Origin of the sequence: Rhodococcus spongiicola, from assembly GCF_004011835.1 — a bacterium.
Lineage (GTDB): Bacteria > Actinomycetota > Actinomycetes > Mycobacteriales > Mycobacteriaceae > Prescottella > Prescottella spongiicola.
Genome location: NZ_RKLN01000002.1, coordinates 590,687 through 603,095, shown reverse-complemented (window position 1 = coordinate 603,095; position 12,409 = coordinate 590,687). Strand labels below are relative to the sequence as shown.

Sequence of the window (12,409 nt, the reverse complement as noted above, 5' to 3'; positions counted from 1 at the left end):
CCCCGATAGGCTGCACGAATCTGTGTGCGTGCATGCCCCGATCCGCCTAGTGTCAGGGCATGTCCGCACTCAGCATCCTGGTTGTCGGCAGCATCAACATGGATCTGGTTGCCACGGCCCCGCAACTGCCCACGCCCGGCGAGACGGTCCTCGGGACGTCGTTCACAACGACGCCCGGCGGTAAGGGGGCCAACCAGGCGATCGCGGCCGCGAAGGCCGGGGCGGACGTCGTGTTCGTGGGCGCGGTCGGAGACGATACGTTCGCGCTCGAGTTGCGAGAAGTTCTCGTGGACGCGGAGGTCGACAGCGAACATCTGCGGGAAGTAGCCGGTCCCAGCGGTATTGCCACGATCACCGTCGACGGCGACGGACAGAACTCGATCGTCGTGGTCTCGGGCGCAAATTCCCGTGTCATCGGACTCACCGACGACGATCTCGAAGCTCTTACCGGTGCCGATGTCCTGTTGTGCCAGTTGGAGATTCCGCTCGACACAGTGACGACTGCGGCCCAGCACGCGGCCCGGTCCAACACAACTGTCATGCTCAATCCGTCACCAGCACAAACTCTTCCACCGGCGCTCCTCGAAGTGGTCGAGGTCCTGATCGTCAACGAAACCGAGGAAGAGCAGCTCGGCGAGGGCACGCTCGACGCAGTACCGCATGTCGTGACGACACTGGGTGCCACCGGTGCACGCTATCGCGGACCCGACGGCGAGCGCCTGCACGTCGGCTCCCCCATCGTCGACTCGGTCGACACAACCGGCGCGGGCGATGCCTTCGCCGGAGCGCTCGCGTCCGTGTGGAATCCGTCCGTTTGGAATCGGGGCCCTCGCGACGCCTTGGCCTTCGCATGCGCGGCCGGTGCGCTAGCTACCACGCGTCCCGGAGCAAGTTCCGCATCTCCGACGCGCCCCGAGATCGAGGCTTTGCTGCGCAAGCAGGCGTGACACCCCAAAAAGGGTTGGCCCCCCGAGAAAACAAGTTGGCAGAAACGAGTTGGCAGAAAACGAGTTGGCACCCACAGCCGACGCCCGTACGGTCCACGCCATGAGCACATCGCGCGATCCGGTGCTGCGTCCGTGCCTCGGCGAGCATGAGTGGCCCGTACTCGTCCGCATCTGGCGCAGCGCGGTCGAGGCGACACACGACTTCCTCACTCGCGAGGACGTCGACTTCCACGAGTCACGGATGGTGAGCGACTACTTGCCCGCCGTCGACGTAACCGTGGCCGAGCTCGACGGGATACCGGCAGGTTTTTCCGGACTCGCCGACGGTTCCCTGGAAATGCTGTTCGTCGACGACAGGTATCGGGGGCGAGGTGTCGGGGCCGCACTGCTCGGACGCGCAATCGCCGACCATTCCGACCTTGTTCTCGACGTCAACGAGCAGAACCCTCAGGCCGTCGCGTTCTATGAGTACCACGGGTTCGTCACGCTGAGCCGCTCCGCTACCGACTCGGGCGGGCGACCGTTCCCGACCCTGCACATGGGACGTCCGACCGGCTGATCCGGGCCATCAAGATTCCGGGCCATCAAGATTCCGGGCCGTCGAGATTCCGGGCCGTCGAGATTCCGGGCCGTCGAGATTGCAGTCGATATCCCAGGGGTGTCGGCGGTCTCGGGCACGATGGACCCATGACGACGGCGACCACAGCAGATCTCCGCGATGAGGCCGAACGGTTGCTCCGGGTGCTCGCCGGCTCGGACGCTCGACTGCGTGAGGACCAGTGGACGGCGATCGAAGCACTCGTCGTCGGACGCCGACGGGCCCTGGTCGTCCAGCGCACGGGCTGGGGCAAATCGGCGGTCTACTTCATCGCCGCGAAGCTGCTCCGGTCCCGCGGACACGGCCCGACGGTGATCGTCTCGCCTCTGCTCGCACTGATGCGGAACCAGGTGGCCTCCGCCGAGCGGGCAGGTGTACACGCCGCGACGATCAACTCCGGCAACGTCACCGAGTGGGACGAGATCCACCAGCGCGTCGCGGCGCGTGAGCTGGACGTTCTGCTGGTCAGTCCCGAGCGACTCAACAACCCCGACTTCCGCGATCAAGTGCTCCCGTCCCTCGCCGCCGACGCGGGACTGGTCGTCGTCGACGAGGCGCACTGCGTCTCCGACTGGGGACACGACTTCCGGCCCGACTATCGGCGTATTCGCACCCTTGTCGAGGATCTCGGAGAGGGTATTCCCGTGCTCGCGACCACCGCGACCGCCAACGACCGCGTCGTCTCCGACGTCGCCACCCAGCTCGGAGTCGGGGGAACCGAGACCCTCGTCCTGCGCGGCACGCTCGAGCGCGACTCGCTGAATCTGGCCGTCGTGCGCATCGCGGACGCGACCCAGCGCGCGGCGTGGCTCGCCGAACACCTCGACCAACTCCCCGGTTCCGGCATCATCTACACGCTCACGGTGTCCGCCGCGCGAGACCTGGTGAGTCTGCTCGCCGATCGCGGACACCAGGTGGCCGCGTACACGGGCCAAACCGACTCTGCAGAGCGGGAGGTCCTCGAGAACGACCTACTGAACAACCGGGTCAAGGCACTGGTCGCAACGTCCGCACTGGGCATGGGTTTCGACAAGCCCGACCTCGGATTCGTCGTCCACGTGGGCGCGCCGTCGTCGCCCATCTCGTACTACCAGCAGGTGGGCCGCGCCGGACGCGCCACCGACCGAGCCGAGGTGGTGCTACTCCCGGGGTCCGAGGATCAGCAGATCTGGAGCTACTTCGCTTCGGTGTCGTTCCCCCGCGAGCACATCGTCCGCAAGGTGATCGACGTCCTCGATACCGAACGCCCCCAATCCACGATGGCACTCGAACCACTTGTCGAACTGGGCCGTACCCGCCTCGAACTCGTTCTGAAGGTCCTCGACGTCGACGGCGCCGTCCGGCGCGTCCGCGGCGGCTGGGTTTCGACGGGACAGCCGTGGACGTACGACACGGATCGTTACGGCCGGCTCGAGGCGGCGCGCTCGGCCGAGCAGCAGGCGATGCTCGAATACGCGCGTACCGATGAGTGCCGAATGACGTTTCTGCGGCGACAGCTCGACGACCCTGGCCTCGACGGCGACAGCCGCTGTGGACGGTGCGACAACTGCACGGGCCCGAAGTACAACAGTGATGTCACTGCGGAGACGGTCGCGGACACGCAACGACGGCTCGACCGGCCAGGCATCGATCTTCCAGCACGTAAACAGTGGCCCACCGGAATGGCAAAGTTGGGTGTCGGCTTGTCCGGCAAGATCACCGACGGCCCAGAGCTCGGCCGAGTTCTGGGCCGGCTGTCGGATCTCGGCTGGGGGCAGCGGCTGCGCACGCTGGTCGGCGGGGCCGACGCCCCGGCGCCGGATGCGATCGTCGATGCCTGCGTCAAGGTGCTCGCGGCGTGGGACTGGGCCGAGCGCCCTGGTTCGGTGATGTGCGTCGAGTCGCCAACCCACCCAGCATTGATGCGCTCGCTCACCTCACGCCTCGCGCGTGTGGGGCGTCTTTCCGACCTGGGGGACCTCCGCGAACGACCCGGCCATCCACCGCCGTCCACGGCGAACTCCGCATACCGCGTCGCGGGCTTGGTCGATGCGTGGGAGACCCCCGACCTGTCCGGACTCGACCGGCCGGTCCTACTTCTGGACGCGGTCACCGACTCGGGTTGGACTCTGACGATGGCGGCACGGTCGATTCGCAAGGCAGGGGCTCCCGCAGTCCTTCCTTTCGCCCTCGCCACCCCCAGATGATACGGAATGTGACAAGCATCACATTCTGGCTCCCACCTGCGCCAGCACACGGTCTCCCACGGTCGATTTCGTCACGACCGTGAAATCCGAAGGCCCGCTTGTTACGTTCGATTGTCGAGGACGCCAATCGTTATGACGCCAACACAACCTAGAATTACCCCGACCACCGCGCCGGACGCGGTGAAGTTCCGTAAACCAGATATCTCAGACGGAGTCCGGCTCTGGGAGATTGCCAAAGACACGCAGGTGCTCGACCTCAACTCGAGCTATTCGTACCTGCTGTGGTGCAGAGATTTTCGGGACACCTCGATCGTCGCCACCGTGAACGACCGGGCAGTCGGATTCGTTACTGGCTATGTGCGCCCCGAGGTACCCGCGACCCTGTTCATCTGGCAGGTCGCCGTGGACGAGGACCAGCGCGGGCACGGGCTGGCGGGAAGAATGCTGACAAGTCTGATGGACCACGTCGCACTTCAGGGCGTCTGGGCGTTGGAGACCACGATCAGCCCCGACAACACTGCATCGATTGCACTGTTCACATCCGTCGCACATCGACGTGGATGCACCATCACCAGGCAAGAACTCTTCTCCCCGAAAGACTTTCCCGACAGCCACGAAGCCGAGGATCTCTACATCATCTCGCCACTTCCTGAGGAAGGACCCTCATGACCACCGTCGAGACCATAGAGACCAGCATCTTCGAATCCCTCGAATCCGAGGTGCGGAGCTACTGCCGCAGCTGGCCGACTGTCTTCGAAACGGCATCGGGCGCATGGATCCGGGACGAGTCCGGACGTGAATATCTCGACTTCTTCGCGGGCGCGGGCGTCCTCAACTACGGGCACAACAACCCCGTGATGAAAAGGGCGCTCATCGAGTACATCACCAACGACGGAATCACCCACGGCTTGGACATGTCCACCGTCGCCAAGCGCGAATTCCTCGAGAGCTTCAAGCGCAACATCCTCGACCCCCGCGCGCTGGACTACAAGGTGCAGTTCCCCGGCCCCACCGGAACCAATGCCGTCGAGTCAGCCCTCAAGCTCGCCCGCAAGGTGACCGGCCGAGAATCGATCATCAGCTTCACCAACGCTTTTCACGGTATGACGCTGGGTGCGCTGTCGGTGACCGGCAACTCGATGAAACGTGCCGGTGCCGGCATACCGCTGGTGCACACCACCCCGATGCCGTTCGACAACTACTTCGGTGGAGTGAGCGAGGACTTCCAGTGGTTCGAGCGGGTCCTCGATGACGGTGGCAGCGGCCTGAACCAGCCCGCCGCCGTCATCGTCGAGACCGTGCAGGGCGAGGGTGGCGTCAATGTGGCTCGGCCCGAATGGCTTCGGGCACTGGCTGACCTGTGCAAGCGTCACGACATGCTACTGATCGTCGATGACGTCCAGATGGGCTGCGGCCGGACCGGTCCGTTCTTTTCGTTCGAGGTCGCAGGTATCACCCCCGACATCGTGACGCTGTCCAAGTCCATCGGCGGCTACGGTCTGCCATTGGCGCTGACGCTGTTCAAGCCCGAACTCGATCTGTGGGGTCCGGGCGAGCACAACGGCACCTTCCGCGGCAACAACCCCGCGTTCGTCACCGCAACCACGGCACTGAACCACTACTGGTCCGACAACCGACTGCAGATCGAGACCCTCGCCAAGGGTGAACGCATCAACGAGGTCCTGTCCAACCTTGCCGACGCGTTCGACGGCGTCAGCACCCGCGGCCGCGGCATGGTCCGGGGACTGGCATTCGACGAACCCCACAGGGCGGTCACCGTCTGCAGAATGGCATTCGAGCAAGGCCTGCTCGCCGAGACCTCCGGTCCCTCGGACGAGGTGGTGAAACTGCTTCCGCCGCTCACCATCACCGATGCGGAACTGGACCACGGGCTGAGCATTCTCGCCGAGGCCACCGCCAAGACTCTGGCCTGAGCCGCTCGGCATCCATCTCGACAGCCTTCCTGGCGGCGGCGTCGGATTCTCCTTCCGCGAGAGCATCATCCAGTCCGGATCGGTCCACATGCTGGGCAGATCACGGTAGACCATGCGGCTACTCGACCGGGATACCCGGCCGAGTAGCCGCGTGTCTGGAAGACCGGTGCCCGCTAGACCGAATACGACAGTCCGGACACGACAGTCCGGACACGACAGTCCGGATACGAGACGGCCGCCGCAACCTCTCGTATCGAGAATGTTGCGGCGGCCGCGTGAACCCGGATCGACCCGGGCCCCGGTCCGATCTCAGACCAGGTTCACCTCAGCCCACGGTCTCCAGTTCCGGAGACGGTTCCGGCAACGGCTCCACATCTTCGACCTCGGGTTCCTGCCTGCGCCGCCACCAGATGGTGAAGGCCGCCGCACCAACGACGAGTGCAGCGAGAGCGAAGACCACGATCCAGAAGCGCGGCCCGTAGTACCCGACGAGCACCATGCGCATCGAGTTGTGTGCCCACGTCAGCGGCATCAGTGAATGGATCCACTGCACCGGCGCCGGCAGCTGCTCGATCGGGTAGACCGCACCGAACGTGAAGATCTGGATCATCAAGGCACCCAGCGCCACGAAGGTTCCGTTCACCGCGCCGAGCACAACGGTGAAGACACGCCCGGCCGCGACAGCGGCGGCACCGACGAGGATCATGACGGCGATCATCGCCAGGACACTCGGCGGGTCGACGTCGGCGACGACGAGGGACACCACCGACGCCACCAGCGCGGCGACCAGGGCGACGGCGGCGGGGATCCGGTACCGACGCAGACCCTCCTGGATCACGCCGTCGTGCAGCTGCCGGACCGGCCCACGACGCGGGCGGACGACGAACCAGATCAGGATGCCGACCAGGAACAGCAACACCGACATCACAGCCGGTACCGCGCCCGGACCGAACCCGGCCGCGGGATAGGCGTATACCTCATCAACAGCGACCGGCGAAGCCAACAGTCCCGCGGTGGTGAGGCGCTGCTCCTCGGTGAACTGCGGCACCTGCGCGACGCCCTCGGTGAGCCCAACCGCAAGTTCGACGCTGCCGGAGTCGAGCTGCCCCATTCCGGTCGCGAGCTGTCCCAGTCCGGACGAGAGTTCACCGGCACCGGCCCTCAGCTCTTGCGCGCCGGCCGCCAACTCGCCCAGACCCGCGTCGAGCTCCGCTGCACCGGCAGTAGCGGCGAGCACTCCGCCGCGGTAGTCGCTCGAGGGATCGGTGAGCTGGTACGCCAACTCACGAGCGCCATCACGCAGTTCGACGAGCTGAGCGGCGATGTCGCCCTGCTCCCCCATAACGCTCAAGATCGGGCCGGTAACCATGTCGACGACCTCACTGATCTGGCGAGCTCCGTCGCCGAGCAGATCGGTGCCTTCGACGAGCTCATTCATACCTGCACTCAGCTCACCCGAGCCCGCCGCAGCCTGGTCCGCTCCCGCCGACAGTTCAACGGCGCCGGCAGCGAGTTCCTGGCTTCCTGCGTACGCCTCGTTGGCACCCGCCAGGGCCTCGCTCGCACCGTCCGAGAGTTCCTGGGCACCGGCTGCCGCCTCACCGAAGCCCTCGCCGAGCTCGCCGAGACCGATAAGGACCTCGTCCACAGACTGCTCGCCGACGGACTCCGACACAGCGGACCGCACCTGCGCAATGACACTTTCCCCGACCGGCGTCGCGACCAGGCTGTTGAAGTCGTTGTAGACGACTTCGAGCTTGGCCTTGCGTCCGTCCCCGGTCGCAGCGCTGGCGACGTCCGCGCTGAACGTCTCCGGGATCACGACCGAGTAGTAGTAGGTACCGTCGTCGACGCCCTCCCGCGCCTGCTCGGCAGTAACCACCTTCCAGTCGACGTCACCGCTCTCGACCAGCGCCGCGACTACTTCGTCGCCCACCTCGAGCGGAGTGCCGTCGACCTCGGCGCCCACGTCCGAATTCACGATCGCCACTGGGAGCCGGTTGACGGTGTCACCCGGATTCCACAGAGCCCACATGTAGAAGGCGGCGATCGCGAGAGGGGCGATCACGAGGATGGCCAGAATCGACCGAACGGTGTGAGGCCGACGCGCGGACGCGCCGGGCCTACCGGGGAAGCCGGTAGAGAAATCCATTGACTGCTCTCTCGTCGAAGGAACGGGAGCGCGGATGGCGCACGAAAGCACCACCCGGCGATTGACATGTATCGAGTTAGTCACGATAGAGAACAAAATCCATCGAGGTGGGCGTTTCCGGCAAAATGCCCGTGATGCAACTTCGACACTCCGAATCGGTACACCCGATCGGGGTGCAGCAGCGACGGCCCGGACGACGGAAACGGGCCTACCCTGGGGTGGGTGATCGACCGGATACTCGAAGTGCTCGACGGCAGGCGCCTGAGCGTGCTCACCGGGGCTGGAATCTCCACCGACTCCGGTATCCCCGACTACCGGGGACCCGACTCACCACCACGAAGCCCGATGACCTACCAGCAATTCGTCGGCGACGCGGCGTTCCGCCGCCACTACTGGGCCCGAAATCACCTCGGCTGGCGTTACATTGACGCCGCCCGCCCCAACCCCGGCCACCGCGCCCTGACAGGGCTCGAACGCACCGGCGTGGTGCACGGGGTGATTACCCAGAATGTCGACCTGTTGCACACCAAGGCCGGCAGCCGCCACGTCATCGACCTGCACGGGACATACGCTCAGGTACGTTGTCTCGCTTGCGAACACCGGATATCGCGGATGACCCTCGCCGAACGCCTCGACGCCGCGAACCCCGGCCTCGCCGAGTCGATGGCCGTGACCACCGGGGTCGAGATTGCGCCCGACGCCGACGCAATCGTCGAGCGCACCAACGACTTCCGCACGGTCGATTGCGACCGGTGCGGGGGCATACTCAAACCTGACATCGTCTACTTCGGCGAGAGCGTCCCGAAGTCGCGTGTCGAGGCCGGCTTCCAGATGCTGGCCGAGACCGACGCCCTGATGGTCGTCGGTTCCTCACTCGCCGTGACGTCGGGGCTGCGGTTCGTCCGCCGCGCCGCTCGCGATGGCAAGCCGATCGTCATCGTCAACCGGGGCGCAACCCGCGGCGACAAGTACGCGACGATCAAGGCTGAGCTCGGCAGTTCCGAGGTTCTCGTGGAACTCGAGGCCGCCCTGCCCGCCTGACCTCGCCTAGAGCGTGACCGGAACGACGGCGTGACCAGAACTACAGCGTGACCAGATCGTCCGCGTGGACGACCGGACGTTGCATGTCCGCTGGCAACTCGCTCGTCGAACGACCGAGCATGTCCTCGATCTCGGTCGAGTCGTACGCGACGACGCCTCGCGCCACGGGACGCTCGTCCGGAGCAACGAGTGCAACCACGTCGCCGCCGTAGAAGCGGCCCACGACCTGGGTGATGCCGGCCGGCAGGAGCGACCGCCGTCGCTCCACGACCGCGCTCACAGCTCCCGCATCCAAGTGGATCGCGCCCTGCGTGTCCGCGGCGTGCCGCACCCAGAACTTGCGCGCCGACATCCGGTGCGGCCGAGCGGCGAACACCGTGCCGACATCGGCCGTCGCCAGCGCCGTCGCGGCGTCCGATGCGGCCGCGAGCAGCACCGGCACCCCCGAATCTGCCGCCAACCGCGCCGCCGACAGCTTGGATGCCATGCCACCGGTACCGAGCGCTCCCCCGGACCCGGCAACCACACCATCGAGATCCTCGGGACTGTTGACCTCGGGAATTAGTGTGGCCCCGCCCTTTCGGGGATCACCGTCGTACAGCCCGTCGACATCGGACAGCAGCACGAGGGCGTCCGCGCCCACGAGGTGCGAGACGAGTGCGGCGAGTCGATCGTTGTCGCCGAAGCGCAGTTCGGTGGTTGCGACGGTGTCGTTCTCGTTCACGACCGCCACCGCGTGCAGCGCGCGCAGCCGGTCGAGGGTGCGTTGCGCATTGCGATGCTGCGTGCGACGGGCGATGTCGTCGGCGGTGAGAAGCACCTGACCGACGGTGCGCCCGTATCGCGCGAAGGACGTACCCCACGCGTGCGCCAGGGCCAGCTGGCCGACACTCGCCGCTGCCTGCTTCGTTGCCAGATCCCTTGGCCGATGGGTCAACCCGAGCGGTGCCAGCCCGGCGCCCACGGCCCCTGAGGACACCACGACGACGTCCGAACCGGCCCGCATACGCGCCTCGAGGGCATCGGCCAAGAGGTTCAACCGTCCGAGATCGAGCCCACCGACCATGCTCGTGACTGCCGAGGATCCGATCTTGACGACGACGCTGCGCGCGGAGGCGATCGCAGCCCTGATCTCGCTCACTGGTCTTCGGTATCCGTGTTGTCGAGCCCACGACGGACGCGGCGGGCATGCTTGCGTTCGGACGCGCCGATCCGCTCGACCTGGTCGAGTCGGGCGTCCGTGCCGCGACCCGTCCGGACGACATCGACACCCGCGGGAGTCTGTGGCTCCCATTCGAATCCGACGTCACCGATCGTGACGAACGCGCCGGGCTCGGCACCCTGCCTGACGAGCTCGTCCTCGACGCCGAGGCGCGCCAGTCTGTCGGCGAGGTAACCGACGGCCTCGTCGTTGTCGAACGCAGTCTGTTGCACCCATCGCTCGGGTCGTGCGCCCCGCACGATGAACCCGCCCGGATTCTCCGGATCGGCGACGACGCTGAAGCTGTCCTCGTCGGCCGCGATGGGGCGGATCACCTGACGTTTGGGGGCCGCCGGCGGATGCGATTCACGATAGTCCGCCACCAGCTTCGCGAGCGCGAAGGTCAAGGGGCGCAAACCGTCTCGGCTCACCGCCGAGATCGTGAACACCGGCCACCCACGTTCGGCGAAATCGGGCGTGACCATCTCGGCCAGTTCCGCGGCCTCCGGCACATCGGCTTTGTTGAGGATCACGATGCGCGGACGATCCGCCAGATCGCCGAGACCGGTGTCACCCTCGAGTGCGGGCTGGTAGGCCGCCAACTCGGCCTCGAGGGCGTCGACGTCGGAGATCGGATCCCGGCCGGGCTCGAGCGTTGCGCAGTCGACGACGTGCGCGAGTACCGCGCAGCGCTCGAGGTGCCGCAGGAAGTCCAGGCCCAGGCCGCGGCCCTGGCTGGCGCCGGGAATGAGCCCGGGAACGTCCGCGACGGTGAACGTCGTGTCGCCGATCGAGACCACTCCGAGGTTGGGCTGGAGGGTCGTGAACGGGTAGTCGGCGATCTTCGGCTTGGCGGCCGACAGAACCGATACGAGCGACGATTTGCCGGCGGATGGAAAACCGACCAGTCCGACGTCGGCCACCGACTTGAGTTCGAGGACGAGGTCGCGGTCCTCCCCCGCCTCACCGAGCAGAGCGAAGCCAGGAGCCTTGCGCGCCTTGGATGCGAGTGCCGCATTGCCGAGGCCACCCCGGCCACCGCGAGCCGCGACGTATCGAGTCCCGATGCCGATGAGGTCGGCGAGAACCCGACCCCGTCCGTCGAGGACGACGGTGCCGTCGGGAACCTTGAGGATCAGATCTGAGCCGTTGGCGCCCTCCCGGTTGCCACCCATGCCCTGTGCACCGTTGGTCGCCTTCGCTCGCGGATGGAAGTGGAAGTCGAGGAGGGTGTGGACGTTGCGGTCCACCTCGAGCACGACATTCCCGCCGCGCCCCCCGTTGCCGCCGTCCGGACCCCCGAGCGGCTTGAACTTCTCGCGGTGCACGGACGCGCAACCATTGCCGCCTTTTCCGGCGCTGACGTGCAGCACCACGCGGTCAATGAATCGGGACATGACTGCCGGATCCTTCCTCAGTCAGTACTTCCGGGCGTCTTCCGGGCGCTTCCAGCAAGTGCCCTGGGTGATACACAGTGTGCCGGACAAGACGCACGATGGATGAAACAACAGTAGGGGCGGGCGAGGGTTTCGAGACCCTCGCCCGCCCCTACTGGGAGATCGGAACGGAATCGAACTCGTCATCGAGTCCGGACCGTCGGTGGCAGCAGACTTAGGCCTCTGCCGCGACCGGAACGACGTTCACGGTCTTGCGCCCGCGCTTGGTGCCGAACTCGACGGCACCCGCCGCAAGAGCGAACAGGGTGTCGTCACCGCCACGACCGACGTTGACGCCGGGGTGGAAGTGGGTGCCGCGCTGACGGACGAGGATCTCGCCGGCGTTGACGGACTGGCCGCCGAAACGCTTCACGCCGAGTCGTTGCGCGTTCGAGTCGCGACCATTACGGGAGCTGGATGCACCCTTCTTATGTGCCATGTCGAATCCCTCCCAGGAATCGGAAAAGCTGTATCGGTAGAAGCTGTCTCAGTAGAAACTCGAGCTACTTGATGCCGGTGACCTTGAGGACCGTCAGCTTCTGCCGGTGACCTTGGCGCTTGTGGTAGCCGGTCTTGTTCTTGAACTTGTGGATCCGAATCTTCGGTCCCTTGGTCTGCTCGACGACTTCACCGGTCACGGAAATCTTCGCCAGCTTGTCGGCGTCGGTGGTCAGCTTGGAGCCATCGACCACGAGAACCGGGGCAAGCGAGACAGCGGTGCCGGGCTCACCCTCGATCTTCTCGACCTTGACGAGGTCACCAACAGCGACCTTGTACTGCTTTCCGCCGGTCTTGACGATCGCGTACGTTGCCATCGGACGGCTACCCCTTGCTAATTCGAACGTGCTCGCGCCGCTGCCGTGAGGCCTTCGATGCTGCGCGACTGGTCTGGTAAGGCGGCTACCCCTTGCGCG

General features: G+C 66.0%; 11 protein-coding genes. 6 read left to right on the top strand and 5 right to left on the bottom strand.

Features of this window, described 5'->3' with window-relative positions:
- Positions 1–59 precede the first annotated feature (59 nt).
- From EF834_RS07470 to ectB, 5 genes are all read left to right on the top strand, one after another.
- Positions 60–947 carry a ribokinase gene (locus tag EF834_RS07470; protein WP_127946553.1) on the top strand — a complete coding sequence of 296 codons (888 nt, stop codon included), beginning with the start codon at positions 60–62 and terminating at the stop codon, positions 945–947.
- 100 nt (positions 948–1,047) lie between these two features.
- Positions 1,048–1,506, top strand: a complete 459-nt coding sequence (locus EF834_RS07465) for a GNAT family N-acetyltransferase (protein ID WP_127946552.1) — start codon at positions 1,048–1,050, stop codon at positions 1,504–1,506.
- Positions 1,507–1,634: 128 nt separating this feature from the next.
- Positions 1,635–3,731 carry a RecQ family ATP-dependent DNA helicase gene (locus tag EF834_RS07460; RefSeq protein WP_127946551.1) on the top strand — a complete coding sequence of 699 codons (2,097 nt, stop codon included), beginning with the start codon at positions 1,635–1,637 and terminating at the stop codon, positions 3,729–3,731.
- Positions 3,732–3,863: 132 nt separating this feature from the next.
- Positions 3,864–4,400 (top strand): diaminobutyrate acetyltransferase, encoded by a 537-nt coding sequence (ectA, locus tag EF834_RS07455; protein ID WP_127946550.1) that lies wholly within the window; start codon positions 3,864–3,866, stop codon positions 4,398–4,400.
- Positions 4,397–5,665: a diaminobutyrate--2-oxoglutarate transaminase gene (gene ectB / locus EF834_RS07450; RefSeq protein ID WP_127946549.1), complete on the top strand. Its 1,269-nt coding sequence runs from the start codon at positions 4,397–4,399 to the stop codon at positions 5,663–5,665. The genes ectA and ectB overlap by 4 nt, the downstream gene beginning before the upstream one ends.
- Positions 5,666–5,990: 325 nt before the next feature.
- Here ectB and EF834_RS07445 read toward each other — a convergent pair whose 3' ends face one another.
- Positions 5,991–7,817 carry a YhgE/Pip family protein gene (locus EF834_RS07445; RefSeq protein WP_127946548.1) on the bottom strand — a complete coding sequence of 609 codons (1,827 nt, stop codon included), beginning with the start codon at positions 7,815–7,817 and terminating at the stop codon, positions 5,991–5,993.
- Positions 7,818–8,039: 222 nt separating this feature from the next.
- Here EF834_RS07445 and EF834_RS07440 point away from each other — a divergent pair, with 222 nt between their 5' ends.
- A complete protein-coding gene (locus tag EF834_RS07440) occupies positions 8,040–8,858 on the top strand; it encodes a Sir2 family NAD-dependent protein deacetylase (RefSeq protein ID WP_127946547.1) in 819 nt (272 codons plus the stop codon).
- 40 nt (positions 8,859–8,898) lie between these two features.
- On the opposite strand, the gene proB is transcribed toward EF834_RS07440, so the two are convergent.
- The 4 genes from proB to rplU form a co-directional block, all read right to left on the bottom strand.
- On the bottom strand, positions 8,899–9,999 hold the full coding sequence (gene proB, locus EF834_RS07435) for a glutamate 5-kinase (RefSeq protein ID WP_127946546.1): 1,101 nt from the start codon (positions 9,997–9,999) through the stop codon (positions 8,899–8,901).
- Positions 9,996–11,456, bottom strand: coding sequence for a GTPase ObgE (obgE, locus tag EF834_RS07430; RefSeq protein ID WP_127946545.1), 1,461 nt, complete (start codon positions 11,454–11,456; stop codon positions 9,996–9,998). Before obgE ends, proB begins: the two co-directional genes overlap by 4 nt.
- A 214-nt stretch (positions 11,457–11,670) precedes the next feature.
- Complete coding sequence (gene rpmA, locus EF834_RS07425; RefSeq protein ID WP_127946544.1) at positions 11,671–11,934, bottom strand: 50S ribosomal protein L27; 264 nt, start codon at positions 11,932–11,934, stop codon at positions 11,671–11,673.
- 64 nt (positions 11,935–11,998) lie between these two features.
- A complete protein-coding gene (gene rplU / locus EF834_RS07420) occupies positions 11,999–12,310 on the bottom strand; it encodes a 50S ribosomal protein L21 (RefSeq protein WP_127946543.1) in 312 nt (103 codons plus the stop codon).
- Positions 12,311–12,409 lie beyond the last annotated feature (99 nt).

Bases quoted from the DNA above. Each gene is read 5' to 3' on its own strand.
- EF834_RS07470 (WP_127946553.1), top strand. From the start codon at position 60: ATGTCCGCACTCAGCATCCTGGTTGTCGGCAGCATCAACATGGATCTG.
- EF834_RS07465 (WP_127946552.1), top strand. From the start codon at position 1,048: ATGAGCACATCGCGCGATCCGGTGCTGCGTCCGTGCCTCGGCGAGCAT.
- EF834_RS07460 (WP_127946551.1), top strand. From the start codon at position 1,635: ATGACGACGGCGACCACAGCAGATCTCCGCGATGAGGCCGAACGGTTG.
- ectA (WP_127946550.1), top strand. From the start codon at position 3,864: ATGACGCCAACACAACCTAGAATTACCCCGACCACCGCGCCGGACGCG.
- ectB (WP_127946549.1), top strand. From the start codon at position 4,397: ATGACCACCGTCGAGACCATAGAGACCAGCATCTTCGAATCCCTCGAA.
- EF834_RS07445 (WP_127946548.1), bottom strand. From the start codon at position 7,817: ATGGATTTCTCTACCGGCTTCCCCGGTAGGCCCGGCGCGTCCGCGCGT.
- obgE (WP_127946545.1), bottom strand. From the start codon at position 11,456: ATGTCCCGATTCATTGACCGCGTGGTGCTGCACGTCAGCGCCGGAAAA.
- rpmA (WP_127946544.1), bottom strand. From the start codon at position 11,934: ATGGCACATAAGAAGGGTGCATCCAGCTCCCGTAATGGTCGCGACTCG.
- rplU (WP_127946543.1), bottom strand. From the start codon at position 12,310: ATGGCAACGTACGCGATCGTCAAGACCGGCGGAAAGCAGTACAAGGTC.